The sequence below is a fragment of the Sinorhizobium sp. genome, assembly GCF_059070375.1.
On record NZ_JCACWC010000003.1, the window covers coordinates 2,560,827 to 2,584,584 of the forward strand.

Sequence of the window (23,758 nt, forward strand, 5' to 3'; positions counted from 1 at the left end):
ATGGCGCTTCATTTCGCCGAAGAAGAATATGCGGCCCGCCTGGCGCGGCTCACGGCCAAGATGCAGGAGGAAAAGCTCGACGCGATACTGCTCTTCGCCCAGGAGAGCATGTACTGGCTGACCGGCTACGACACCTTCGGCTATTGCTTCTTCCAGTCGCTGGTGGTCAAGCGGGATGGTTCCATGGTCCTGCTCACCCGTTCGGCCGACCTGCGCCAGGCGCGTCATACGTCGAATATCGAGCGCATCGAAATATGGGTGGATCGGGTCAATGCCGATCCGGCCATGGACCTCAAGAATCTGCTCAGTGAACTCGATCTCCTCGGCCGCCGCATCGGCGTCGAATACGACACCCACGGCATGACCGGAAGAACGGCGCGCCTCGTCGACCACCAGCTCTCCACTTTCGGGGAACTGGTCGACGCGTCGCTGCTCGTCAGCCGCCTGCGTCTGATCAAGAGCCCGGCGGAGATCGCTTATGTCGAGAAGGCGGCGAGCCTTGCAGACGACGCGCTCGACGCGGCGCTGCCACTCATCCGCCCGGGCGGCAGCGAGGCGGATATCCTCGCGGCCATGCAGGGTGCCGTTTTCGCCGGCGGCGGCGATTATCCGGCCAATGAGTTCATCATCGGTTCCGGGGCCGACGCACTGCTCTGCCGCTACAAGGCCGGCCGGCGCAACCTCGACGCCAACGATCAGCTCACGCTCGAATGGGCCGGTGTCAGCGCCCATTACCATGCGGCGATGATGCGCACGGTGGTGATCGGCGAGCCCACCAACCGCCACCGCGAGCTTTACAGCGCCTGCCGGGAAACGATCCAGGCGATCGAAATGGTGCTTCGACCCGGCAATACCTTCGGGACCGTCTTCGACGTGCATGCGAAGATCATGGACGAGCGCGGCCTTGCCCGGCACCGTCTGAACGCCTGCGGCTATTCGCTCGGCGCACGCTTCTCGCCCTCCTGGATGGAACACCAGATGTTCCATATCGGCAATCCGCAGGAGATCGAGCCGGACATGTCCCTCTTCGTCCACATGATCATCATGGATTCGGACAGCGGCACCGCCATGACGCTCGGCCAGACCTATCTCACCACGGCCGACACCCCCCGCCCGCTCTCGCGCTACGGACTGGACTTCATATCTGCGTAAGGAAATCGCCCTATGATTTCCGTTGAAAGTGAAGAACGCGCCGGCGGCTGATCCTGCTGCAGCGACCTTTGCGCGTCCATAGGGCGCGCGGCGCTGCAGCCGCCGCATCCGGCGCCGGGATGTTCGAGAGCGGGATGAGGAAAAGTGCGTGCGGTTTTCCGCCCGCGTCCCGCTCTCGCTCTTTGGAAGCGATCACGGTCATAATTTCAGGTCGGCTCGACCTCAAATCATCGTGATCTAGCGGAGACGGTGGGAACGATGCGCAAGCAGATCAATCCGATCGCCAGCCTTGGCCTTGCCGCAGCCTTGGCCGGCTGCAACACGACCGACGCCCTGATCCCGCAGGTGGATGTGGGCGAAGGCACTTTCCGCTCCCCTCCGGTGACCCAGTCGGATCTCGACTCCATGTCGGCGCAGACCGCGGTGATGCCGGTGGAAAGCGTGCCGCCGGGCCGCTCCGCCGCCTTCGCGGCACAGCCGAACATTTCGAGCCCGCCTCCGCAGCACGCCGCCGACAATGTCGGCTATAGCGACTACACCGACCCGGCCGGCACGCTGGAAGGCCAGGCAAACCGTCTCGCCGGCGGTGAAGCACCGGTACAGACGATGCAGCCTCAGTCGGCGCCTGCCCGGATCGCCCGGCATCAGGCACCGCCCGTGGAAGACGCGACGCAAGACAATGGCGGCGAGGAGCAGCCCACACCGGTCGAAACGACGCAGGCGCCCGCGCCGACGCAGCAAGCCGCCGCATCGCCTGCGGCAGCTGCGACCGGCTCGGGCGGAATCCGTTTTCTGCCGATCATCGGCGCACCGGTCCAGGCGGTCACGCCGCTCTCGAAGCAGCTCGGAGCCTCTGCGCGCAGTCAGGGCCTCGCGATCAAGAGCTCGACCGACAAAACCAGCGACCATATCCTCAAGGGATATTTTTCAGCGCTCAACGACGGCGGCAAGACGACGGTCGTCTATGTCTGGGACATACTCGACGGCAGCGGCAATCGCCTGCACCGCATCCAGGGACAAGACTCCGTTGCAAACGCAGCGGCCGACCCCTGGAGCGCGGTCCCGGCAGAAACGATGGAGGCGATCGCCAGCCAGACGATCGACGCCTACATCGAATGGCGTCGGTCGACCGCGGGATAGCGTCTCCGCTCGCGCTCCGCTTGCCCGCGCTTTCTGATTTTCGGCCAATCGGCCCGGAATCGCCGTCATCTTGGCCGGCTGGCGCAAAGTTTTTCGGATATTGAGCGTTGCGCCGCAGCAATCCCCTTGCATTCACCTTCAAGGACGCTAAAAAGCGGCCGATCAGCTCTGACAGCGGCCGTCCGCAGTGATTGCCCGCAATCGGAATGGCTCACGGAATCTGCGCGGAGAACCCACCCCCCGGACGACCGGACGTGGCCGCGCCAGCTCAAGGCGGACCGTCAATGAAGGTTTTCGCAGGCAATTCGAACCGGCTGCTGGCCGAAGCGATCTGCAACTATCTCAACCTGCCGCTCGGCAAAGCCACAGTAAGGCGCTTCGCCGATCAGGAAATCTTCGTCGAGATCGGCGAGAACGTGCGCGGCGAGGACGTCTTCATCGTCCAGTCGACCTCCTTCCCGACCAACGATCATCTGATGGAACTCCTCATCATGATCGACGCGGTCCGGCGCTCATCGGCTCGCCGCATCACCGCCGTCCTTCCCTATTTCGGCTATGCCCGGCAGGACCGAAAACCCGGTCCTCGCACGCCGATCTCCGCCAAGCTGGTCGCCAATCTCATTACCGAAGCCGGTGCCGACCGCGTTCTGACCCTCGACCTGCACGCCGGCCAGATCCAGGGCTTCTTCGATATCCCGACCGACAACCTCTACGCCGTTCCGATCCTCGCGCGAGACGTCAAGGAGAACTACAATCTCAAGAACGTCATGGTCGTTTCGCCGGATGTCGGCGGCGTCGTGCGTGCCCGGGCGCTCGCCAAGCGGCTGGACTGTCTGCTGGCGATCGTCGACAAGCGTCGTGACCGCCCCGGTGAATCGGAAGTCATGAACGTCATCGGCGAAGTCAACGGCAAGGACTGCCTTCTCATCGACGATATCGTCGATTCCGGCGGTACGCTCTGCAACGCCGCCGAGGCACTGCTGAAGAACGGCGCGACCAGCGTCACTGCCTATATCACCCACGGCGTCCTCTCCGGCGGCGCTGTCGCGCGCGTCACCTCCTCGATGCTGAAAGAACTGGTGATCACCGATTCGATCCAGCCGACGACGGCAGTGCAGTCCGCGCACAATATCCGTGTGATCTCGACCGCCGCGCTGCTCGGCGAGGCGATCAGCCGCACGAGCCAGGAAGAATCGGTATCGAGCCTGTTCGATTGACGTTTACGACGCCGCGCGTCTCATCAGACGCGCACGTCGCTCATCTCTTGACGTCCAGCATGTATGAGGCCGCCTCGCGGGCCGGCATGGCACTTTTCGCATAGGTGAAAGTGCCGTGCTCCTTGACCTCTCGCGCCGCGCTCATGAGTGCGGCAAGGGCCGCCCGAGCAAAAGAGCCGCCGACACTGATGCGCTTCACGCCCGCCTCCTGCAGTTGGTCCACTGTGTAGACCTGCCCGGCGAGCCCCATGACCACATTGACCGGGCGCTTGACGGCGGAGCAGACCGTTCGGATCGCTTCGATGTCGGGCAGCCCCGGCGCATAGAGGACATCCGCACCGGCCTCCTCGAATGCGACGAGGCGCCGGATGGTATCGTCGAGGTCAGGCCGTCCGCACAGGAAGTTCTCGGCGCGCGCGGTGAGGACGAAGGGGTGCTTGCGGGCTTCCTCTGCGGCAGCGGCAACACGTTCAACGGCCAGGCCGAACTCGAAAACGGGATCGGCGGGATCACCGGTTGCGTCTTCGATCGAACCACCGACGAGCCCGACGCCTGCCGCGAGCGAAATCGTCTCGGCACAGCACAGCGGATCCTTACCGAAGCCGTCCTCCAGATCCGCAGACACCGGCAATTCGGTCGCCTCGACGATATCGCGGGCATTCTGCAATATGACGTCGCGCGAGAGAGCCGCCGCCGAATCCCTGCGGCCGATGGAAAACGCAAGCCCCGCGCTCGTCGTCGCCAGCGCCTCGAAGCCGACCGCCGCGAGAATGCGCGCAGAACCTGCATCCCAGGGATTGGGAATTACGAAAGCGCCCTCGCGATCATGCAATGCGCGGAATTTCAGGTGCTTGTCTTGCTGCTTTTCCATGCCGGCCATCCGTCGCTTGAAGATAACCAGCGATAGCATGAAACGAAAACACGCGGACAAATTTCCCGTGGTCAACCCCGAGGCTGCACCAGGCAAGCCTCGCCCCCACCAAACAGGCGCGAGCGGGTGAGGAACCGCTTCTCCCGGCCGTTATCCAGCGAAAACATGCCGCCCCTGCCGGGCACGACGTCGATGATCAGCTGCGTGTGCTTCCAGACCTCGTACTGACTTGAGCTGATATAGACGGGCACGCCGTCGATCTCGCCGAGCTTCACGTCGTTGTCGCCGACGATGTAGTCGTCCGCCGGGTAGCACATGGGCGACGAGCCGTCGCAGCAGCCGCCCGACTGGTGAAAGAGTATATCCGGATGATCGCGCCGGATTTCGCGGATGAGGTCGATCGCCGCATCCGTCGCAAGCACGCGCGACTCCGTTGCTCCGTCGCTCAATTTGCATCTCCTCATTCGCAGAAGCCGGAAGGCCCCCGATGAAGCATCGGGAGCCCGCCGCGCGGATCGGGCCGGCACGGGCCCGGCCGGATCAGAAGAAGCCGAGCGCTTTCGGGCTGTAGCTTACCAGCATGTTCTTCGTCTGCTGGTAGTGATCGAGCATCATCTTGTGCGTCTCGCGCCCGATGCCGGATTGCTTGTAACCGCCGAAGGCGGCGTGCGCCGGATAGGCGTGGTAGCAATTGGTCCAGACACGGCCGGCCTCGATCGCGCGGCCGAAGCGGTAGCAGCGATTGGCATCGCGGCTCCACACGCCGGCTCCGAGCCCGTAGAGCGTGTCGTTGGCGATTTCCAGCGCCTCGGCTTCCGTCTTGAAGGTCGTGACCGACACGACCGGCCCGAAAATCTCCTCCTGAAAGATGCGCATCCTGTTGTGGCCGTGGAACACGGTCGGCTTGACGTAGTAGCCGCCCGAGAGATCGCCTTCGAGCACATTCCGCCCGCCGCCAGTCAGCACCTCGGCGCCTTCCTCCTTGCCGATTTCGATATAGGCGAGGATTTTCTCGAGCTGTTCGCTCGAAGCCTGGGCACCGATCATCGTTGCTTCATCGAGCGGATTGCCCTGCCGGATCGCCTCGACCCTCTTTACCGCCCGCTCCATGAAGCGGTCGTAGATGCTCTCCTGGACAAGCGCGCGGCTCGGGCAGGTGCAGACTTCGCCCTGGTTCAGCGCGAACATGGCGAAGCCCTCGAGCGCCTTGTCGAAGAAGTCGTCGTCCTCGCTGGCGACGTCCGCGAAGAAGATGTTCGGCGACTTTCCGCCGAGCTCCAGCGTGACCGGGATGAGGTTCTGGCTGGCATATTGCATGATAAGCCGCCCGGTCGTCGTCTCGCCGGTAAAAGCGATCTTGGCGATGCGCGGGCTGGTGGCGAGCGGCTTGCCCGCTTCGAGGCCGAAGCCGTTGACGATGTTGAGGACACCCGGCGGCAGGAGGTCGCCGATAAGTTCCGCCCAGACCAGGATCGACCCCGGCGTCTGCTCGGCCGGTTTGAGCACGACGCAATTTCCCGCGGCAAGCGCCGGCGCGAGCTTCCAGGCGGCCATTAGGATCGGGAAATTCCAGGGAATGATCTGGCCGACGACGCCGAGCGGCTCGTGGAAATGGTAGGCGACGGTGTCATGGTCGATCTCGCCGATCGAACCTTCCTGCGCACGGATGCAGGCCGCGAAATAGCGGAAATGATCGATCGCCAACGGAATGTCGGCGGCCATCGTCTCGCGGATCGGCTTGCCGTTGTCCCAGGTTTCGGCCCGTGCCAGAAGCTCCAGATTGTCCTCCATGCGGGCGGCGATCTTCATCAGTATGTTGGACCGCTCCGTCGCCGAACTCCGGCCCCATTTCTCCCTTGCGGCGTGCGCCGCGTCGAGAGCAAGCTCGATGTCGGCGGCGTCCGAACGCGCGACCTGGCAAAGCGTGCCGCCGGTGATCGGCGTCGTGTTGTCGAAATAGCGTCCCGCAACGGGTTCGCGCCATTCGCCGCCGATGAAGTTTCCGTATTTCTGCTTGTAGGGGTTCTCGACGATCTTCTGATGCAGCATGGACTTCCTCCCTTGGATGACAGCGGTGCGGTTGCTGTGGAAGGAGAGTGAGGCCGAACGTGCTTTTCCGGTAGGGCGGCGCCGCGGTTGATGGCACCGACTGTTTCAGAATTGCGACAGGTCGACGTCCATATCGATCAGTTGAGAGAAAGGCGCTTCATCTTGCGGTAGAGGGTCGCGCGGCTGATGCCGAGGAGATCGGCCGCCATCGACACATTTCCCTTCGCCCGAGAGAGCGCACGGCGCAGCGCCGCACGTTCGGCGTCCGGCAATTCGCCGCCCTCGCCAGGCAGGTCTTCCTGAAGCAGGTCGGAAGCCGGGACGCCGGCGGCGATACGCTCGTCGTCGAGTCCGAGCCACAGCCGGGCAGCCCGCGTCGCGCCGAGAACGAGATCGTCACGGTCGACCGCAAGCAGTGCAGGTCCCGTCCGATCGACCGGGACGAGAACGATGCGAGCGCCGACGAAAGCGCGGCGGAAAAGATTGGCCTCGATCCGCGCTGCGGCATCGCGCACCGCCTGCGAGAGGATCGAAAGCGCCGCCTCGGATGCGTCGTCGCGGCAGGTGGAGATGTCTATCGCCGCGGCGAGCTTGCCGCTCTCGTCGCGGATCGGTGCCGTCGCGCAGCTCAGGCCGATATTGCGGCTGAGGAAGTGTTGGTCGCGCTGGATGAGGACCGGACGCTCGTCCGCGATCGCCGTACCGATGCCATTGGTCCCGACGCTCGCCTCGCTCCACACGGTTCCCGACCACAATCCGATACCGCGAAAGTCCGCATCGTCGCCGCCGGCGCCGCGTCGTTCCAGCGCAACGCCCTTTCCGTCGGTCAGCAGCAGGCAGCACCCGGCCTTGCCGACTGTGGCGAACAGCCGGTCGAGCTCGCCTTTCGCCTCCGCGATCAGGACGCCGGAGCTTTCGCGCGCCAGCCGGAACTCGCTCTCGGAAAGCCGCCAGGGTGAACGCGCCTCCTCGGGCGCCAGGCCGTGCAGCGTCATGCAGCGGCGCCACGATGCAGCGACCGGCGAAGTCACCGCAGCGGAAGATTGATGTGCGATGCGGTAGACCCGCTCGGAGTGGTCCCTGATCGAAGGCATTCGCTCCCTCCCTGGATCGCGGCGATCGGGCCTGCCGGCCCGTGGACGTGATCAACGCTTACAAGCAAGGCACACGGGCGAGACCCGCGCTCCCCTCCTCCGCTTGGACAGCGTTCTTCGGCGGAACCAGGCGCCGAACTCCCCCACGGCGCAATTCCCCCGGCCTAACTATAGGCATCGATGCTGCGGGAGGTCCAGCTAGACGAAGGTTTTTTCGTTCCGCCCTCGACGCGCGCCGTCAGATCGGTATCGACAGGCGGCGAGGATATGCTACTCGACACGGGACCTCGCTTATCGCAACACCCGGTTGTCCGCCATGCTCCGAGATTTCTCCGTCCAAAGCCTCTTCATGGGCGTGCTGATTGCATTCGTGGGCTTTGCCAGCTCCTTCGCCGTGGTCCTGCACGGGCTCGCCGGCGTCGGTGCGAACGAGACGCAGGCAGCCTCCGGACTGATGGCGCTGTCGGTCTCGATGGGCATCTGCGCTATCGTCATCAGCGCCGTCACGAGACTTCCCGTCAGCGTCGCCTGGTCGACACCGGGCGCGGCTCTGCTCGCGAGTTCCGGCGCAGTGGAAGGCGGCTTCAGCGCTGCCGTCGGCGCCTTCCTCGTCTGCGGAGTGCTGATCATCGTCGCCGGCCTGTGGAAGCCCCTCGGCCGGATGGTGTCCGCCATCCCCGCGGCATTGGCAAACGCGATGCTCGCCGGCGTACTCCTGAGCCTTTGCTTCGCTCCGGTCAAGGCGATCGCCTTCAACCCGCTCTTCGGCCTGCCTATCGTTCTTGCCTGGGCCGTCGTCGGCAGCTTCAGCAGGCTCTATGCCGTTCCCGCCGCGCTCGTCGCCTTCGTTCTCGTCGTCGCCTTCGGGATCGAGATGCCGGAGGGCGCCGTGGCCGGGCTCTCCGCCGCGCTCGTTCCGAAGCTCGAGTTCGTTCCGCCTTCCCTCAGCACCTCCGCCCTGGTCAGCATCGCTCTGCCGCTTTTCATCGTTACGATGGCATCGCAGAACATTCCCGGCATCGCGGTCCTGAAGGTGAATGACTACCACCCCGATCCGGGTCCCCTCTTCGCCACGACCGGGCTTTTCACGCTGCTGAGCGCGCCTTTCGGCGGACATGCGGTCAATCTCGCGGCGATCACCGCGGCGATGTGCGCCGGCTCCGATTCTCATCCGGATCGAACGCGCCGCTACTGGTCGGCAATCAATGCCGGCATCGCCTACGTCGTCTTCGGCCTCCTGGCCGGAGCCGTCACGACCTTCGTCAGCCTTGCCCCATCGGTCCTCATCGAGGCCGTTGCCGGACTTGCGCTGATCGGCGCCTTTTCTGGTTCCGCAGTTGCCGCCTTCACGAATGCCGAGACCCGCGAAGCAGCCGCCATCACGTTTCTCGTCACCGCCTCGGGCGTCGGTTTCGCCGGCGTGTCGGGGGCCTTTTGGGGGCTTGTCGCGGGCGGCCTCATGCTGGCGCTCGCGCGTCTAGCCAAAAAGAGGGCCTGACGCCGCGCCTTGCATTTGCGCCGGTTCTCGGTTATGGACCCCGCGTCCGCGCAGACACCCTTGGAGGCAACGCGGATGAAGCCGCATGGCGGCTTCAGGTTTTTCCGCATTCTTGACGGACGAACTCTCCAAACAACATAGAAAGGTCTACCTATGAGCGAAACCTACGAGCTCAAGGCCGAGACGCGCGAACGGGTTGGTAAGGGGTCCTCCCGTGAACTTCGCCGCAACGGTCTTATCCCGGCTGTCATCTACGGTGACAAGCAGGCCCCGCTTGCCATCGCACTCTCCACCAAGGAAGTGACGATGAAGATCCACGGCGGCGGTTTCATGACCACCGTTGCGACGATCAACGTCAACGGCGAAAAGATCCGCGTCCTGCCGAAGGACTATCAGCTCGATCCGGTGCGTGACTTCACCATGCACGTCGATTTCCTGCGCGTCACCAAGGGCAGCCAGGTATCCGTACAGGTTCCGGTTCGCTTCGAGAACGAAGAGAAGTCGCCGGGCCTGAAGCAGGGCGGCGCGCTGAACATCGTCCGTCACGAGGTCGAACTCAACGTGTCCGCCGACAACATCCCGGAATTCCTGACGGTCGACCTCACCGGCCTCAAGATCGGCGACACCGTTCACATTTCGAACGTCGCGCTTCCCGCAGGTGCGACCCCGGTCATCACCGACCGCGACTTCACGGTTGCCACGATCGCCGGCCGCACGCAGGAAGTCGAACCGACTGAAGAAGAAGCTGAAGGCGGCGAAGAAGAGGCTTGATCTCTGTTTCCGGCGGAGGCCCTGTCCACGCCGGATCGCCCCCGAGTGAAAGAACCCGTCCCATTTTCGTGGGGCGGGTTTTCTTTTGCCCGTCAAATGCTGCCTCCCGCGCGCGAACCGGATAAAGTGGTACCGGAAATAGCCGTTGACTTTGGGTGATGGCGGTGATTTTGGGCTGAGGAAACTGGGCGTGGCGATTGCCACTCAAATATATCGCCACAGGGGCGAATGCAGGAGTTTGGCCGCATGCAGATCATCGCGGGACTTGGCAATCCCGGCCCGAAATATGCCGGCAACCGCCACAATATCGGCTTCATGGCCGTCGACGCCATTCAGCGGCGCCAGGGCTTTTCCGCCTGGTCGAGGAAATTCAAGTCGGAGATCTCCGAAGGCGAGATCGACGGCGAACGCGTTCTGCTGATGAAGCCGCAGACCTTCATGAATCTCTCCGGCGAAGCGCTCGGCGAAGCGATGCGCTTCTACAAGCTCGCGCCGAAGGACATCGTCGTCATCTATGACGAACTGGACCTTCCCGCCGGCAAGGCCCGGATCAAGACCGGCGGCGGCCACGGCGGGCACAACGGGATCAAGTCGATCGATGCCCATTGCGGCAAGGAATACCGCCGCCTGCGCCTCGGCATCGGTCATCCCGGAGTCAAGGATCTGGTCCACGCACATGTGCTCGGCGACTTCGCCAAGGCCGACCAGGCCTGGCTGTCACCGCTGCTCGAAGCGATCGCCGACAATGCCGACATGCTGGTGAAGGGCGAGGATTCGCAGATCATGAACAAGATCGCCCTGGCAACCGGCGGCAAGCCGGAGGCGGAAAAACCCGTCGCTGCGAAAAAGCAGGCGGGGCAATCCCATATCCATCAGGCGCGCGTCACGGCCCAGCCGAAGAAGCTGCCGGCGACGGGGCCGATGGCCGACATGCTCAAGAAGATGTTCGGGCCGAAGGGGGATTAAGGCCTTGCCGCGCGGAGGAGTCTTTCAGTCCAAGGACTTGGCCTGGCTGGATTCCTGTGACAAGCACAGGAATGAGGGCCTGGGGATGTGCGGCTACTACAACTTTCGATTCCGAATATGCTAGGGAATGGTCACCTGTCACGCAATGAAACGCGCCGAGGACCGCACCCTCTCCGCCCTCATCCCTGTGCTCGTCACAGGGATCCAGCAGCGCCGCGTCTGCGGCGCGGAAGAGCCTTTCCAGCCCAAGGACTTGGTCTGGCTGGATTCCTGTGACAAGCACAGGAATGAGGGCCTGGGGATGTGCCGCCACCACAACCTTCACTTGCGAATATGCAAGGGAATGATCAACCTGTGACGCAATGAAGCGCGCCGGGAGACCGCACCCTCTCCTACCCTCATCCCTGTGCTCGTCACAGGGATCCAGCAGCGCCGCGTCTGCGGCGCGGGAAGAGCCTTTCCAGCCCAGGGACCAGGTCTGGCTGGATTCCTGTGACAAGCACAGGAATGACGAGAGATATGCGCGGTTTCGCCCGCATCCCGCTCCACGCGCAGGCCGCCGCCTCACTCCTCGGGCTCTGCGGTGAACAGCAGCGGAAAGCCTGCCTCCTTGCCGAGGTCGGTCGCTTCCTTGGCTTTGGTCTCCGCAACGTCCTTTGCACACACCACCACGACCGAAGTGCCCATCTTGTGGGCCGTCATCATCACCCGGTAGCCTGCCTCCTCGCTCATCCGGAAAACCGCCTTCAGCACCATGACCACGAATTCGCGCGGCGTGTAGTCGTCATTGACCAGCAGCACCTTGTAGAGCTTCGGCCGCTCCAGCTTCGGCTTGGTCAGGCGCTTTGCGGCTACATCATTGTCGCTCATGGGTAATCCGCCGTCGATGACATGAGAAAAGCGTTGGCGATCAAGCGGGCGAAGGTGGCAAACCGCCCACCTTTTTCCTCGCTCCGCTACCGCCAATATCGCGCTCCGTCCCCCGGCATTCAAGTGAAACCCGGCTCCCGGAGCAAGCGGACCGGCGCGAAAAGCTTGACCGCCTCTCTCCTTTATCCCATAGCCACGCTCAAGAAATCAGGAACGACGGATTATAGCCATGGGCTTCAAATGCGGTATCGTCGGGCTGCCGAATGTCGGCAAGTCCACACTCTTCAACGCGCTGACCAAGACGGCGGCGGCGCAGGCGGCGAACTATCCTTTCTGCACGATCGAGCCGAACACCGGCGAAGTCGCCGTGCCCGACCCGCGCATGCGCAAACTCGCCGACATCGCCAAGTCGAAGGAAATCATCCCGACCCGCATCTCCTTCGTCGACATCGCCGGGCTGGTGCGCGGCGCGTCCAAGGGCGAGGGCCTCGGCAACCAGTTCCTCGCCAACATCCGCGAGGTGGATGCCGTCGTCCACGTGCTGCGCTGTTTCGAGGACGACGACATCACCCATGTCGAAGGCCGCATCCATCCGGTCGAAGACGCCGACACCATCGAGACCGAGCTGATGCTCGCCGATCTCGACAGCCTCGAGCGGCGTGCCGAACAGACGCGCAAGCGTGCGACCGGCAAGGACAAGGAGTCGATGGCGCAGCTTCCGATCATGGAAGCATCGTTGAAGCTGCTGCAGGAAGGCAAGCCCGTGCGCACCCTGCTTTCCAAGCTCGACGCCGACGAGCTTCGCATTCTCCAGAGCCTCAACCTGCTCACCTCGCACCCGGTTCTCTACGTCTGCAACGTCGCCGAAAGCGACGCCGCGACCGGCAACGAGCACACCCGCGCCGTCGAGAAGATGGCCAGGGAACAGGGCGCCGAAACGGTCGTCATTTCGGCGGCGATCGAATCCGAAGTCGCGCAGCTTCCGGAAGAGGAAGCGAAGGAATTCCTCGCGGCGCTCGGTCTCGAGGAAGCCGGCCTCGACCGTCTGATCCGCGCCGGCTACAAGCTCCTCGATCTCATCACCTATTTCACGGTTGGACCGAAGGAGACCCGCGCCTGGACGATCCCGCGCGGCACCAAGGCCCCGCAGGCCGCCGGCGTCATCCATTCGGATTTCGAGCGCGGCTTCATCCGCGCCAACACGATCGCCTATGACGACTATATCGCCTATGGCGGCGAAAACGGCGCGAAGGAGGCCGGCAAGGCTCGCGACGAAGGCAAGGAATACGTCGTCCAGGACGGCGACGTCATCCATTTCCGGTTCAATACGTAAGCGCGGAACTGTTGCGAGCCAGGATCACCGCACGGCATGCAGCCGCGCGGTGATCGCGACCGGCAACAGGCTCATCGCTGCGCGGCGCAGCGGCTGCCAGAAAATGCCGATCACGAGTACCGTCAGCCCAACCACCGCGAAGGCGATGAAGACGTAGGTATCGAGCGAGGCGCCGCTTTTCTGCAGGATCGTCCAAATGGCCGCGCCCAGCGACAAAAGGCCCGAGGTCACGAATGCGCGGCGATCGATCACCAGACCGATCGTCATGAAAAGCGCCACGAGGAAAATGACGGCGGCTGACTGACCCAGGCCCCCCTCGCCTCTCCACCAAACGTCGCCCTGACCGGATAAGACGATGAAACCGAGCATCGCATGGAGTAAGGCCGGTGCCGCGGCGAGATGCAGCCAGAAGGCTATGTCGGAGCGCAAGGTCAGACGATTCGGGTCCGAGATGTCGTAGCGCATGGCAAGCGCAAAAATCGCCAGCGCCGCCACGAGAAGAATCGCTGCGACCAGATGGGGATACTGTTCCAGAACGAAGTCGACCCCGAAGGCTTTGTCCAGAGCGAGGAAAACGAAGGCGACCGCCACGGCTGCTATCGACAGCAGGAACAGGGCGAAAGACAGGGGAACTCTGTAGCGCCAGTAAAACAGCCCCAGAGGGACTGGAAAAGCGCAGACATAGGCCAATATCAAATAGGTCTCGTCCGTCCACGCAGGCTGTCCGGCCGCCATGACGTTGTACATTCCCTGCCCGACCCAATGGACGAGCGCCAGGGTCAGCGCAACCGCGGGCAAGGCCAGCCTCTGCCGGCGCACGAGTATTTCCGCCAGAACGATGATTAGCGGCAGCACGGCGATCGTGCCGCCGATGCCCCAGAGACCCACAAGCACGACCACCACGCCGATCGTGATAAGAATGTCGTGGAATCCGCGCAGGAAGCGCGGCTGCTCGCTCTCTTCTGCCGCTAGCGCATCGTGAAGTGTCTCGCCAGGGCGGCTTGCTGCGGCCATTGCGGGGCCTGCACTCACCCCCCGCGCCGAAAGAAAAGTATGAAGATCATTGACACGATCGGCTGATATGAGTCCCTTTTCGGCGGCTGCCGCCAGGGCCTTGTTCAAATCTGTCACGGTCGAATCCTTGCGGGAAAATACTGCAACGCACAACTTTCGGTAAGGTGATCGCATGAACAATCGACATGCGCAACCTGGAAAATCAGCCGGACCGAAGCCACGTAAGGGCCGGCCTTTGTGCGTTCTCTTGGAACGCGCGTCGCCCAAGGAGAGAATGAGGCATGCTTTATTTCGAGGATTTCACTCAGGGGCGGCGTTTCGACTACAGCCCGGTCCTGATGCAGGCCAACGACATGATCGCCTTCGCCAGCGAATTCGATCCGCAGCCCATGCATCTGGATGAAGAGGTCGGCAAGAGCAGCATTCTCGGCGGCCTCGCCGCTTCCGGTTGGCACACGAGCGCGGTCGGCATGCGGATGATGATCGAGGCCTTTCTCGGCAATTCCTCCTCGCAAGGGTCACCGGGCATCGACTTCATGGAGTGGAAGAAGCCGGTCCTTGCCGGAGATATCCTTTCAGGCTTCAGCCTTGTCCTGGAGGCGCGCCCGTCGACAACCAAGCCCGCGATCGGCTTCGTCAAATTTCGCAACGAGATCGAGAACCAGAGCGGTGAAGCCGTGGCGGTTTCGGAATGCTCCGTCATGTTCAGGCGCCGCAATGGGGAGGCGCGCGCATGATGACGCTGGAGGAGCTCTACCAGGCCGGGCGCAAGGTCGTCACCGGCAGCCTGACATTCACCGCGGAGGACATCATCCGCTTCGCCCGCGATTTCGACCCGCAGCCCTTCCACGTCGACGAGCATCAGGCGAAACAGTCGCTTTTCGGCGGTCTTTGCGCCTCCGGATGGCATACCAGCGCCGGCTGGATGCAGTGCTTCCTGCGGTTCTGGAAAGACGAGAGCCGCCGCCTTGCAGCCGAGGGACTGCATGCGCCGAAGCTCGGTCCCTCGCCCGGCTTCAAGGAACTCAGGTGGCTGAAGCCGGTCTATGCCGGCGACACGATCACCTATGCGGTCACTTTGCTGGAGGCCCGGATCGTCGCCTCGCGACCCGGCTGGCGGATCAACACGATCCTCTGCGAGGGCGAGAACCAGCACGGCGAGCCGGTCATCCGCTTCGAGAGCAAGGTCATCGAATTCGCTTGAATGGCCGGGGCCAGCTGTTCGATCCTGGCCTATGAGCCTGTGGGCTCAATGCCCCTCGAATTCGATGAGCGTGCGCACATTGACGCCGAGCGCTTCGAGCTTCTTGCGCCCGCCGAGCTCAGGCAGATCGATGATGAAGCAGGCTGCGACGATGTCCGCACCCATCTGCTTCAGGAGCTTGGCGGCGCCCTCGGCGGTGCCGCCGGTGGCGATCAGGTCATCGACGAGGATCACCTTGTCGCCGGGAGCGACCGCGTCCCTGTGCATTTCCATCTCGTCCACGCCGTATTCCAGACTGTAGGCGATCCGCACCGTGTCGTGCGGCAACTTTCCCTTCTTGCGAATGGGTATGAAGCCGGCCGAAAGCTGGTGCGCAATCGCCCCGCCAAGGATAAAGCCCCTCGCCTCGATGCCGGCGATCTTGTCGACCTTGGTACCGGCATAGGGATGGACGAGCTCGTCTATCGCCCGGCGGAAGGCCCGCGGATTGCCGAGCAGGGTCGTGATGTCACGGAACATGACGCCGGGCTTCGGATAGTCCGGAATGCTTCGAATGGCTGAAATCAGTTCCGATTGAACAGCGGTCATGTGTGAATGCGGCCTTTGCTGGATCCTCGATTGCCACAGGCATAGCACCAACAAAGCGCCCGTTTACAGGATTTTCTTCGCTCGGGGCCCGGGCCGGAACAATTTGGCGAGAGCGCGGGTTGATGCTAGGCTTTTCAAGGGGAGGCTTGCCGATTGTAGGAAGGAGGAACACCATGCGCCTATTCGAATGCGGTTCGCTCGTCCCGGGTTGCGCTTGGCACACCCGCGCTGACAATGATGCGGAAATCGTGCGGCGGGTCGTCGAGCACATGCGCGAGACCCATGGCGAGACGATCATCCGCGAAAACATGGTCGACAACATCAAGGCCCGCATCGTCGACGAAACCAAGGTCGCCTGACCGCGGCCCGAACCGGTCTCAGCCCGACTGCACCATCGACTCGAGCCGGGCGACGAGGGTCGCCCGCTCGACCTTGAAGTTGCGCTCGACCCAGAAGGCTTCGAGCTCTGCCAACACTTCCCCCACCTTGGGACCGGCGGGAACCCCCAGCTTGAGGACATCGGCACCGTTCAACGGGAAGACAGGCCGCTGCCATTTCTCCGCCCGTGCAAGGAGTCGGTGAAAGGACGCGCTGTCGGCAAGGAATGCCGGATCGGTTTCGGCCTTGCGGCGTGCCGAGGCAAGCGCAAGCCTCAGCCGGACGACGATGCCTTCTGCGCCATGGCGATAGAGCCTGCGCTCGAGCGCCGCATCCGCAAGAGTAGCGGCGATTTCCGGCGCTTCGGCGAACCGGTCGAGGTAAGCGCTCTCCGCCTTGGACAGCCGCAGACGTTTCGCCATGGCTTCGAGCCGGTCGGCGTCGGGCGGGACCATCGCCGCAAGCCTCAGGAGCGGGTCCGCCTGCCAGGAAAAACTCTTCTCCGCCGCGATCAGCGCGGGGATAGCGTCGATGCCCCATTTCTCGGTCTCGGGCAGGATCTCGCTCAGCACACCTGCCTGCCGCATCCACAGGAGCGCACGGCCGGGGTCGTCGGCCGAAAGCAGCTTCTTCGTCTCCGTCCACACGCGTTCGGCGGAAAGCGTCGCGAGCTTCGCGCGGGCCTGGGCGCAGGCCCGCAGGCCCTCGGCGTCCGGACGGCCGCTGCCGTAATGGGCGAAGAAGCGGAAGAAGCGAAGAATACGGAGATAATCCTCCGCCACGCGTTCGGCCGCGCTGCCGATGAAGCGCACCGTCCGCGTCTCGATGTCCCCGAGGCCCCCGACATGGTCGATGATCTCGCCGTCCGCACCGGCGTAGAGGGCGTTGATGGTGAAGTCGCGGCGTTCCGCATCCGCTTTCCAGTCGGTCCCGAAGGCCACTTCGGCGCGACGCCCGTCGGTCGCGACGTCTCGGCGCAGGGTCGTTATCTCATAGGGAACACCTTCTATGACGAGCGTCACGGTGCCATGGTCGATTCCCGTCGGCACCGCCTTGATGCCGGCGCGCCCCGCCCGCTCGGTCACCTCCTCGGGACGCCAGGTGGTTGCCAGGTCGACGTCGCCGGCCGGCAAACCCATGAGGCTGTTGCGGATCGCGCCTCCGACGACCCGAACCTCGCCGCCATCGGCGTTCAACAGGTCGAAGATGCGGCGAAGATGAGGAGCCTGAAACCAGCGCTCGGCGACAATGGAAGTCATGCATAGAGCCTTTCATAGAGCATGCGGACGATCCCCGCGGTGATCCCCCAGATGTTCCTTTCGCCATAGGGCATGCGATAGAAGTGGCGCTCAGCGCCCTGCCAGTGACTGCTTCCTCGTCCATGATTTCGCGGATTCATCAGGAACGACAACGGCACCTCGAACACGCTCTCCACTTCCTCCGGGTTCGGCTCAAGCACGAAGCCGGGCTGAACCACCGCAAGCACCGGCGTGATGCGGAAGCCGGACATGGCCATGTAATGCGGCAGCCGAGCGACCGTCTCGACGAAACGCGGATCGAGCCCGATCTCCTCCTCAGCCTCGCGCAGTGCGGCGACTTCGATGGAGTGATCTTCCGGATCCACCGCACCGCCCGGAAAGGCGATCTGACCGGAATGCTTGCGCAAATTCGAGGTGCGCTGGGTGAAGATGACGTTGGCGTCTTCGCCGTCGTCGACGACGGGGACGAGGACTGCGGCGTCCTTCAGATGCAGGGACTCGAGATAGGATACGATGCCCGGGTTCAGCAGGAAATCGCCGTGATCGCGCCAGGCAGTCTCGATCGGCCCCCCCGCCTGCTGCAGCGCGCGGCGACGGAATTCGTCGGCGGAGTATGGGTGACCGTTCATCGGCACAAAGCTTCCAGCTCGGCCGCGGGCATGATCGGGAAGATCGCTCCGGCCGATCTGACGCAGAACATCTCCACCCCTTCCACCGCGATGGTCTCGCCGAGCTCGACGATGTCGTACATCACCGGTCGCGAGACGAGCGCTTCAAGCCGCCCGCGCACATGCAGATAGGGTTTGAGTTCACGATTGTCGCCGTGGATAACGAAGCGCAAGGGATGCTCCGGGCCCGCCTCGACCACGTCGCCGACATTGGTGCGGAAGGTCAGCACATTCTCGCCGTCCTTCTCGGTCACGCTCATCTCCACGGCGATGAACGGCGCGTCGGCGACCCGGATGCCGACCTTTTCCACAGGCGTGACGAGATAGGTCTTGCCGTCCTCGTCCTTGCGAAGCACGGTCGAGAACAGCCTCACCAGCGGCTGCCGGCCGATCGGCGTGCCCATGTAGAACCAGGTTCCATCGCCGCGGATCTCCATGTCGATGTCGCCGCAGAACGGCGGATTCCAGCGGTCGACCGGCGGCAACCCTCTCGCCTCGCCGCCCGTCTGCCCGGCCGCGCGTGCGATCAGCGCCGCCAGGCCGGCCGCATCGCCCATTTGCTGAATCTTGGCTTCTGCCATTGTTCCGTCCCGTTTGGTCTCGATCTTGCATCCGAAGCATGACGCCGTTGCCTGCTGCATGTTTCCTTGTTCGTGGCCGATCGAGGACAAACGCATGCAGCAGTTAAAAGTGCTACAGCAAGCCTTGCGCGTCTGATAAGACGCGGCGCTGTAGCGGGTATGCACCACAAGCGCGCTTCGGCGCATATGTCCGCATTCGCGCCTGGAACGCAATGCTTCAGGCTTTGGTGTCAAGCTCACGAGATAGTGCGACGGCGGCGGCTTGTCAGCCGCCCCGCGGGGTCTAAATTGAAAAACAGGAACTGGACAGCCGGCATCGGCGATCGATCCAGAAGCGGACGACCGGGAGACTTGCAATGAGTGTAATGAGAGGCGCGACCGAACTGGCCGACGAAAAGGCGATCGTCGCCGCAGCCGAGGCGGCGCTCGGAGAGGTCGCGCTGGTCCGCGCCGAGATCGGCAAGGTCATTTTCGGTCAGGAGAGCGTCGTCGAACAAACGCTGCTCGCGGTACTTTCCGGCGGGCACGCGCTGCTTGTCGGCGTTCCGGGGCTTGCCAAGACCAAGCTCGTCGCCACGCTCGGCATCGTTCTCGGGCTCGACAACAGCCGCATTCAGTTCACGCCCGATCTCATGCCCTCCGATATCCTGGGTTCGGAAGTCATGGACCAGGACGCGGCCGGTCATCGCTCCTTCCGCTTCATTCCCGGCCCGATCTTCACGCAGCTCCTGATGGCCGACGAGATCAACCGCGCCTCGCCGCGCACGCAGTCGGCCCTGCTGCAGGCGATGCAGGAGTATCACATCACCATCGCGGGCGACCGCAAGGACCTGCCACAGCCGTTCCACGTGCTCGCAACCCAGAACCCGCTGGAGCAGGAAGGCACCTATCCGCTTCCCGAAGCCCAGCTCGACCGCTTCCTGATGCAGGTCGATGTCGGCTACCCCGAGCTTGCCGCCGAAAGACAGATCCTGCTCGAGACGACCGGACTCGCAGAAACCGAGGCGCGGCCCGTGATCGACGCAGGCCGCCTGCAGCAGATCCAGGGTCTGATCCGTCAGATGCCTGTCGGCGAAAAGGTGGTCGACGCCATCCTGGCGCTCGTTCGTTCCGCACGCCCCGGCAACGGCAATGCCGACACCGACAAGAACGTTGCCTGGGGGCCGGGTCCGCGCGCCGGACAGGCGCTCATGCTCTGCGCCCGCGCCCGCGCGCTCTACGACGGGCGGCTTGCCCCTTCGATCGACGACGTCCTTGCGCTCGCCGAGCCGGTTCTCCAGCACCGCATGGCGCTGACCTTCGCCGCCCGCGCCGAGGGCATGTCGGTGCGCGACGTCATCGCCGACCTGGTGAAGCGGGCCAAGGGCTGACGCATGGCCTCCATCGGGCACATTGTCGCGCGTACCCCTTCCGGTGAGGTCCTGTCGCGCGCGCAGCAGCGCGCGATGCTGGTGCCCGACTGTCTTGTCGAGGCCCGCAGGATCGCCAACACGGTCATCACCGGTTGGCACGGCCGGCGCAAGCGCGGTATCGGCGAGAACTTCTGGCAGTTCCGCCCCTACAGCGACGGGGAAAGCTTCTCGCGTATCGACTGGCGCCGTTCCGCCAAGGACGACCACACCTATGTCCGCGACCGCGAATGGGAGGCAGCGCACACGATCTGGCTCTGGGCCGATCTCTCGCCCTCGATGATGTACAAATCGACGCTCGGCGCCGTTTCGAAGGAGAGCCGCGCTCTGGTGCTGATGCTGGCGCTCGCCGAAATTCTCGCCCGTTCCGGCGAGCGGATCGGCTGCCCGGGCGTGATGGAGCCGGTTTCGGCACGCAACGCCGCCGAGCGGCTGGCAACGGCAATCATGCATAGTCCGCTTTCGGAGGGCCTGCCCGATACCGCAATGATCCGCGGCGCCAGCGACCTCGTTCTGATCGGCGATTTTCTCGACCCCGCCGACAGGGTGATGGAACGACTTGGACCGCTCGCCCGCCGGGGCCTGCGCGGCCATGTCGTGGAGATCGCCGATCCGGCGGAGGAAGTCTTCCCCTATGCCGGCAGAACCGAGTTCACCGATCCTGAAACCGGCGAGAAGCTGACCGCGGGACGCGCCGAGATCCTGCGCGAGGATTACCAGCGTGCCTATCGCGCCCGCCGCGACAGCCTCGGCACGAGCCTGCGCCATCTCGGCTGGACCTTCATTCCGCACAGAACGGATCGGGCGGCGTCGGAAGCTCTGGTCACGGTGCATATGCATCTTTCAGGCATGCCGGGCCGAGCGGCCCATGGGGGGCTTGCATGATCGGCGGCCTCTCCTTCATTTTTGCCAACCCCGCCATTCTGGCAGCACTCGTGGCACTGCCGGTGATCTGGTGGCTGCTGCGCATGACGCCCCCAAGACCTGCGGCCGAAATCTTTCCGCCGCTGCGCATCCTGGCTTCGGTGATGAAGCGCGAGGAGACACCCTCGAAAAGCCCCTGGTGGCTGACCCTTCTCAGGATGCTGATGGCCGCGGCTGTCATCTTCGCGATCGCCGACCCCGTCTTCAACCCGCGCAGCAATACGCTCGCGACCTCCGGGCCGCTGGCGCTGCTGATCGACAACAGTTGGGCAACGGCGCCCGACTGGGAGCGGCGTGTCGAAGCCGCCTCGGCGCTGATCGACGACGCCGAGGCGAAGGATGTCGCGATTTCGATCGTCTTCACCGGAGAGCGCCAGCACGACGCGACCCCCGGATCGGCGAGCACTGCGCGCAACCGACTGGCGGCGGCCAGACCCGAGCCGCTGCCCGCCGACCGTGGTTCCGCAATCGCGGCCTTGCAGGCGGCCTTCGAAGACGCTCCTCCGGGAACGGTCGCCTTCATCACCGACGGCATCGAAGGGGGCGACGGCAAGACGATGGAGGCGCTGGCCGGGATCGGCGCGGCCGGTCTCAAGGTGATCGAAGCGGACGGCAGCGAGGCCGTGGCACTCACTACGACGAGCAACGAGTCCGGCGGCATGTCGGTGACGGCGAGCCGGCTGAAGACCGACGACGGCCGTTCCCTGCCCATCATTGCCTTCGATACCCGCGGCCGGGCGATCGCCAGCGGGGCGATCGATTTCGCACCCGGCGCAGCAACCGCCAAGGGGATGATCGAGGCCCCGTTCGAACTGCGCAACGACTTCGCCCGCATCGGCATCGAAGGAGCCGCGACCGCAGGCGCCCAGCATCTCCTCGACGACGGCTTTCGCCGCCGTCGCGTGGCTCTACTGAGCGGCGAGGCACGTGACCTGTCGCAGCCGCTGCTCTCGCCCCTCTACTATATCAATCGGGCGCTCGCCCCCTATGCCGATCTCGTCGAGCCCCGCCAGAACGATCTTGCCGTTGCGATTCCGGAGCTTCTCGAGCAGCGCCCCTCGGTTCTGATCATGGCCGACATCGGACGGCTGCCGGAAGAGACCTATCCCCTGCTTGCGAAATGGATCGACAACGGCGGCACGCTGATCCGCTTCGCCGGCCCCCGCCTGGCCGCCGCACCTGCGGACGATCCGCTCGTCCCGGTCACGCTTCGCCAGGGCGAACGGGCGCTCGGCGGCGCGCTCTCCTGGTCCGAACCGCAGCCGCTCGCCGATTATCCCGGCAACAGTCCCTTCGCCGGCATGGCCCGCCCCACCGACATTCTCGTCAAGCGTCAGGTTCTGGCCGAACCGACAGCCGATCTGGCGGAGCGCACATGGGCAAACCTCGCCGACGGCACACCGCTGGTCACGACTGCGACACGCGGGGCGGGCCGCATCGTGCTCTTTCACGTCAGCGCCGAGGCCACATGGTCGAACCTGCCGATCTCGGGCCATTTCGTTGAAATGCTCCGCCGCAGTGTCCAGCTCTCGCGCGGCGGCGGTATCGCCAGCGACGGCAAGGCCGTGAAGGCGCAGACCTTGCCGCCCTACCGGCTTCTGAACGCCGATGGCGTGCTCGTCGCCGAGACGGGCAATGCCCGTCCCCTCGACATCGTGCCCGGCAAGGCACCGGTCGCGACAACCGACAATCCTCCGGGACTCTACGGCTCCGAGGACGGCTTCACGGCGCTCAACCTCTTACCGCGCGACGCCGAGCTCAAGCGGATCGACATGACCACCGCCGGCCCTCATACCTCCGAGCGGCTGGCCGGTACGGAAAGCTGGTCGCTGAAGCCGGCGCTGATGACGCTCGCCCTCCTGCTGCTGCTCGCGGACGCTCTGATCGTGCTCTTCATGGGTGGCGTATTTTCACGCGCTCGGATGGCAAGGGCCGCTTCGGCAATCATCATAGTCCTCGCCGGAACCGTCTTCCTCGCCCCACCGCAGGCCTTTGCCGACGACACGCGCCCGGACGACCAGCGCATCCTCGAGCGGCTGGACACCACGCATCTCGCCTATGTGGTCACCGGCGAGGAAGAGGTGGACCGCCTTTCCGAAGACGGGCTGAGAGGCCTCACCGACTTCCTGACCTATCGCACCACGCTCGAGCCCGGCGCGCCCGTCGGCCTTGACATCTCCAAGGACGAACTGAGCCTCTACCCCATCATCTACTGGCCGATTTCCGCCAGCGCGCCCATGCCGAGCCCGCAAGCCGTCAGCCGAATCGATGCCTATATGCGGGCGGGCGGCACGGTCCTGTTCGACACGCGTGATCAGTTTTCCTCGCTCGGCTCTTCCTCGAACGGAACCAGCGCGAACACCGAACGTCTCCAGGCGATCCTCGGCAATCTCGACATACCGCCGCTGGAGCCGGTTCCGGCCGACCATGTCCTGACCAAGGCCTTCTATCTGCTGACGAATTTTCCCGGCCGCTATACCGGCAGCCCGCTGTGGATCGAATCCCAGCTCGATAGTCGCGAGGAACCGAGCAACCGGCCGGCGCGGCCGGGCGACGGGGTGACGCCGATCATCATCACCGGCAACGACTTTGCCGGTGCATGGGCCGTGGATTCGAACGGAGTCGCACTGCTGCCGACCGTGCCGCCGGACGAAATGCAGCGCGAATACGCCTTTCGCTCCGGTGTCAACATCATGATGTACATGCTGACCGGCAACTACAAGGCCGACCAGGTGCACGTGCCCGCCCTGCTCGAGCGGCTCGGACAATGAG

At 64.1% G+C, this 23,758-nt stretch carries 23 protein-coding genes; 13 read left to right on the forward strand and 10 right to left on the reverse strand.

All coding sequences use genetic code 11. The features are described from left to right. The 3 genes from AC5J09_RS24375 to AC5J09_RS24385 all read left to right on the forward strand — a co-directional run bounded on the left by AC5J09_RS24375 (position 1) and on the right by AC5J09_RS24385 (position 3,509). A complete protein-coding gene (locus tag AC5J09_RS24375) occupies positions 1–1,152 on the forward strand; it encodes a M24 family metallopeptidase (protein ID WP_018095643.1) in 1,152 nt (383 codons plus the stop codon). Positions 1,153–1,410: 258 nt separating this feature from the next. Then, positions 1,411–2,292 (forward strand): hypothetical protein, encoded by an 882-nt coding sequence (locus tag AC5J09_RS24380; RefSeq protein WP_494298718.1) that lies wholly within the window; start codon positions 1,411–1,413, stop codon positions 2,290–2,292. 284 nt (positions 2,293–2,576) lie between these two features. After that, positions 2,577–3,509 (forward strand): ribose-phosphate pyrophosphokinase, encoded by a 933-nt coding sequence (locus tag AC5J09_RS24385; protein ID WP_018095645.1) that lies wholly within the window; start codon positions 2,577–2,579, stop codon positions 3,507–3,509. Positions 3,510–3,549: 40 nt separating this feature from the next. Here AC5J09_RS24385 and AC5J09_RS24390 read toward each other — a convergent pair whose 3' ends face one another. From AC5J09_RS24390 to AC5J09_RS24405, 4 genes are all read right to left on the reverse strand, one after another. Next, a complete protein-coding gene (locus AC5J09_RS24390) occupies positions 3,550–4,380 on the reverse strand; it encodes an isocitrate lyase/PEP mutase family protein (protein WP_324762116.1) in 831 nt (276 codons plus the stop codon). Positions 4,381–4,451: 71 nt separating this feature from the next. Further along, the gene (locus AC5J09_RS24395) at positions 4,452–4,829 is read right to left on the reverse strand and encodes a DUF779 domain-containing protein (RefSeq protein WP_100671827.1); all 378 of its coding nucleotides are present in this window, start codon (positions 4,827–4,829) and stop codon (positions 4,452–4,454) included. Positions 4,830–4,920: 91 nt separating this feature from the next. Next, positions 4,921–6,429, reverse strand: coding sequence for an aldehyde dehydrogenase (gene adh, locus AC5J09_RS24400; RefSeq protein ID WP_100671828.1), 1,509 nt, complete (start codon positions 6,427–6,429; stop codon positions 4,921–4,923). Between the two features lie 137 nt (positions 6,430–6,566). Then, positions 6,567–7,523 (reverse strand): helix-turn-helix domain-containing protein, encoded by a 957-nt coding sequence (locus tag AC5J09_RS24405; RefSeq protein ID WP_494298719.1) that lies wholly within the window; start codon positions 7,521–7,523, stop codon positions 6,567–6,569. 316 nt (positions 7,524–7,839) lie between these two features. On the opposite strand from AC5J09_RS24405, the gene AC5J09_RS24410 reads away from it, so the two are divergent. The 3 genes from AC5J09_RS24410 (at position 7,840) to pth (ending at position 10,758) form a co-directional block, all read left to right on the forward strand. After that, positions 7,840–9,021, forward strand: coding sequence for a benzoate/H(+) symporter BenE family transporter (locus AC5J09_RS24410; protein WP_100671829.1), 1,182 nt, complete (start codon positions 7,840–7,842; stop codon positions 9,019–9,021). Between the two features lie 153 nt (positions 9,022–9,174). Then, complete coding sequence (locus tag AC5J09_RS24415; protein ID WP_018095651.1) at positions 9,175–9,792, forward strand: 50S ribosomal protein L25/general stress protein Ctc; 618 nt, start codon at positions 9,175–9,177, stop codon at positions 9,790–9,792. A 246-nt stretch (positions 9,793–10,038) separates the two neighbouring features. Beyond that, positions 10,039–10,758: an aminoacyl-tRNA hydrolase gene (gene pth / locus AC5J09_RS24420; RefSeq protein ID WP_494298721.1), complete on the forward strand. Its 720-nt coding sequence runs from the start codon at positions 10,039–10,041 to the stop codon at positions 10,756–10,758. 564 nt (positions 10,759–11,322) lie between these two features. Here the strand turns inward: pth and clpS are convergent. After that, positions 11,323–11,628, reverse strand: a complete 306-nt coding sequence (gene clpS / locus AC5J09_RS24425; protein ID WP_028001145.1) for an ATP-dependent Clp protease adapter ClpS — start codon at positions 11,626–11,628, stop codon at positions 11,323–11,325. A gap of 229 nt (positions 11,629–11,857) precedes the next feature. Between clpS and ychF the strand changes: the two genes are divergently transcribed. Then, positions 11,858–12,961: a redox-regulated ATPase YchF gene (gene ychF, locus AC5J09_RS24430; RefSeq protein ID WP_127516871.1), complete on the forward strand. Its 1,104-nt coding sequence runs from the start codon at positions 11,858–11,860 to the stop codon at positions 12,959–12,961. Between the two features lie 24 nt (positions 12,962–12,985). On the opposite strand, the gene AC5J09_RS24435 is transcribed toward ychF, so the two are convergent. Beyond that, positions 12,986–14,092, reverse strand: coding sequence for a hypothetical protein (locus AC5J09_RS24435; RefSeq protein ID WP_494298723.1), 1,107 nt, complete (start codon positions 14,090–14,092; stop codon positions 12,986–12,988). Positions 14,093–14,256: 164 nt separating this feature from the next. On the opposite strand from AC5J09_RS24435, the gene AC5J09_RS24440 reads away from it, so the two are divergent. Beyond that, on the forward strand, positions 14,257–14,712 hold the full coding sequence (locus AC5J09_RS24440; RefSeq protein ID WP_494298724.1) for a MaoC family dehydratase: 456 nt from the start codon (positions 14,257–14,259) through the stop codon (positions 14,710–14,712). Beyond that, on the forward strand, positions 14,709–15,179 hold the full coding sequence (locus AC5J09_RS24445) for a MaoC family dehydratase (RefSeq protein ID WP_100671835.1): 471 nt from the start codon (positions 14,709–14,711) through the stop codon (positions 15,177–15,179). Before AC5J09_RS24440 ends, AC5J09_RS24445 begins: the two co-directional genes overlap by 4 nt. Positions 15,180–15,224: 45 nt before the next feature. On the opposite strand, the gene AC5J09_RS24450 is transcribed toward AC5J09_RS24445, so the two are convergent. Beyond that, positions 15,225–15,767, reverse strand: a complete 543-nt coding sequence (locus AC5J09_RS24450; RefSeq protein WP_028010466.1) for an adenine phosphoribosyltransferase — start codon at positions 15,765–15,767, stop codon at positions 15,225–15,227. Positions 15,768–15,940: 173 nt separating this feature from the next. Between AC5J09_RS24450 and AC5J09_RS24455 the strand changes: the two genes are divergently transcribed. Next, positions 15,941–16,126 carry a DUF1059 domain-containing protein gene (locus AC5J09_RS24455; protein ID WP_003534500.1) on the forward strand — a complete coding sequence of 62 codons (186 nt, stop codon included), beginning with the start codon at positions 15,941–15,943 and terminating at the stop codon, positions 16,124–16,126. A gap of 18 nt (positions 16,127–16,144) precedes the next feature. Here the strand turns inward: AC5J09_RS24455 and AC5J09_RS24460 are convergent, their stop codons facing one another. The 3 genes from AC5J09_RS24460 to AC5J09_RS24470 are packed head-to-tail and all read right to left on the reverse strand — an operon-like array spanning position 16,145 to position 18,653. Further along, positions 16,145–17,404, reverse strand: a complete 1,260-nt coding sequence (locus AC5J09_RS24460) for a CCA tRNA nucleotidyltransferase (protein ID WP_494298726.1) — start codon at positions 17,402–17,404, stop codon at positions 16,145–16,147. Beyond that, the gene (locus AC5J09_RS24465; RefSeq protein WP_494298727.1) at positions 17,401–18,033 is read right to left on the reverse strand and encodes a CoA pyrophosphatase; all 633 of its coding nucleotides are present in this window, start codon (positions 18,031–18,033) and stop codon (positions 17,401–17,403) included. The genes AC5J09_RS24460 and AC5J09_RS24465 overlap by 4 nt, the downstream gene beginning before the upstream one ends. Next, a complete protein-coding gene (locus tag AC5J09_RS24470) occupies positions 18,030–18,653 on the reverse strand; it encodes a DUF1285 domain-containing protein (protein ID WP_494298728.1) in 624 nt (207 codons plus the stop codon). The genes AC5J09_RS24465 and AC5J09_RS24470 overlap by 4 nt, the downstream gene beginning before the upstream one ends. A 356-nt stretch (positions 18,654–19,009) precedes the next feature. Between AC5J09_RS24470 and AC5J09_RS24475 the strand changes: the two genes are divergently transcribed. The 3 genes from AC5J09_RS24475 to AC5J09_RS24485 are packed head-to-tail and all read left to right on the forward strand — an operon-like array spanning position 19,010 to position 23,757. After that, the gene (locus AC5J09_RS24475) at positions 19,010–20,023 is read left to right on the forward strand and encodes an AAA family ATPase (protein ID WP_275597544.1); all 1,014 of its coding nucleotides are present in this window, start codon (positions 19,010–19,012) and stop codon (positions 20,021–20,023) included. Positions 20,024–20,026: 3 nt separating this feature from the next. Then, the gene (locus AC5J09_RS24480; RefSeq protein WP_494298729.1) at positions 20,027–20,947 is read left to right on the forward strand and encodes a DUF58 domain-containing protein; all 921 of its coding nucleotides are present in this window, start codon (positions 20,027–20,029) and stop codon (positions 20,945–20,947) included. Continuing rightward, entirely contained in the window at positions 20,944–23,757 is a 2,814-nt protein-coding gene (locus AC5J09_RS24485) for a DUF4159 domain-containing protein (RefSeq protein ID WP_494298730.1), read from the forward strand. Before AC5J09_RS24480 ends, AC5J09_RS24485 begins: the two co-directional genes overlap by 4 nt. The last annotated feature ends 1 nt before the right edge of the window (position 23,758 follow it).

What these genes read in the sequence shown, in the direction of transcription:
- AC5J09_RS24455 (WP_003534500.1), top strand. Translation starts at nt 15,941, where the DNA reads ATGCGCCTATTCGAATGCGGTTCGCTCGTCCCGGGTTGCGCTTGGCAC.
- AC5J09_RS24470 (WP_494298728.1), bottom strand. Translation starts at nt 18,653, where the DNA reads ATGGCAGAAGCCAAGATTCAGCAAATGGGCGATGCGGCCGGCCTGGCG.
- AC5J09_RS24385 (WP_018095645.1), top strand. Translation starts at nt 2,577, where the DNA reads ATGAAGGTTTTCGCAGGCAATTCGAACCGGCTGCTGGCCGAAGCGATC.
- AC5J09_RS24465 (WP_494298727.1), bottom strand. Translation starts at nt 18,033, where the DNA reads ATGAACGGTCACCCATACTCCGCCGACGAATTCCGTCGCCGCGCGCTG.
- AC5J09_RS24380 (WP_494298718.1), top strand. Translation starts at nt 1,411, where the DNA reads ATGCGCAAGCAGATCAATCCGATCGCCAGCCTTGGCCTTGCCGCAGCC.
- AC5J09_RS24475 (WP_275597544.1), top strand. Translation starts at nt 19,010, where the DNA reads ATGAGTGTAATGAGAGGCGCGACCGAACTGGCCGACGAAAAGGCGATC.
- AC5J09_RS24485 (WP_494298730.1), top strand. Translation starts at nt 20,944, where the DNA reads ATGATCGGCGGCCTCTCCTTCATTTTTGCCAACCCCGCCATTCTGGCA.
- AC5J09_RS24445 (WP_100671835.1), top strand. Translation starts at nt 14,709, where the DNA reads ATGATGACGCTGGAGGAGCTCTACCAGGCCGGGCGCAAGGTCGTCACC.
- AC5J09_RS24410 (WP_100671829.1), top strand. Translation starts at nt 7,840, where the DNA reads ATGCTCCGAGATTTCTCCGTCCAAAGCCTCTTCATGGGCGTGCTGATT.
- clpS (WP_028001145.1), bottom strand. Translation starts at nt 11,628, where the DNA reads ATGAGCGACAATGATGTAGCCGCAAAGCGCCTGACCAAGCCGAAGCTG.
- AC5J09_RS24480 (WP_494298729.1), top strand. Translation starts at nt 20,027, where the DNA reads ATGGCCTCCATCGGGCACATTGTCGCGCGTACCCCTTCCGGTGAGGTC.
- AC5J09_RS24390 (WP_324762116.1), bottom strand. Translation starts at nt 4,380, where the DNA reads ATGGAAAAGCAGCAAGACAAGCACCTGAAATTCCGCGCATTGCATGAT.
- adh (WP_100671828.1), bottom strand. Translation starts at nt 6,429, where the DNA reads ATGCTGCATCAGAAGATCGTCGAGAACCCCTACAAGCAGAAATACGGA.
- AC5J09_RS24415 (WP_018095651.1), top strand. Translation starts at nt 9,175, where the DNA reads ATGAGCGAAACCTACGAGCTCAAGGCCGAGACGCGCGAACGGGTTGGT.
- AC5J09_RS24440 (WP_494298724.1), top strand. Translation starts at nt 14,257, where the DNA reads ATGCTTTATTTCGAGGATTTCACTCAGGGGCGGCGTTTCGACTACAGC.
- AC5J09_RS24405 (WP_494298719.1), bottom strand. Translation starts at nt 7,523, where the DNA reads ATGCCTTCGATCAGGGACCACTCCGAGCGGGTCTACCGCATCGCACAT.
- AC5J09_RS24450 (WP_028010466.1), bottom strand. Translation starts at nt 15,767, where the DNA reads ATGACCGCTGTTCAATCGGAACTGATTTCAGCCATTCGAAGCATTCCG.
- AC5J09_RS24375 (WP_018095643.1), top strand. Translation starts at nt 1, where the DNA reads ATGGCGCTTCATTTCGCCGAAGAAGAATATGCGGCCCGCCTGGCGCGG.
- AC5J09_RS24460 (WP_494298726.1), bottom strand. Translation starts at nt 17,404, where the DNA reads ATGACTTCCATTGTCGCCGAGCGCTGGTTTCAGGCTCCTCATCTTCGC.
- ychF (WP_127516871.1), top strand. Translation starts at nt 11,858, where the DNA reads ATGGGCTTCAAATGCGGTATCGTCGGGCTGCCGAATGTCGGCAAGTCC.
- pth (WP_494298721.1), top strand. Translation starts at nt 10,039, where the DNA reads ATGCAGATCATCGCGGGACTTGGCAATCCCGGCCCGAAATATGCCGGC.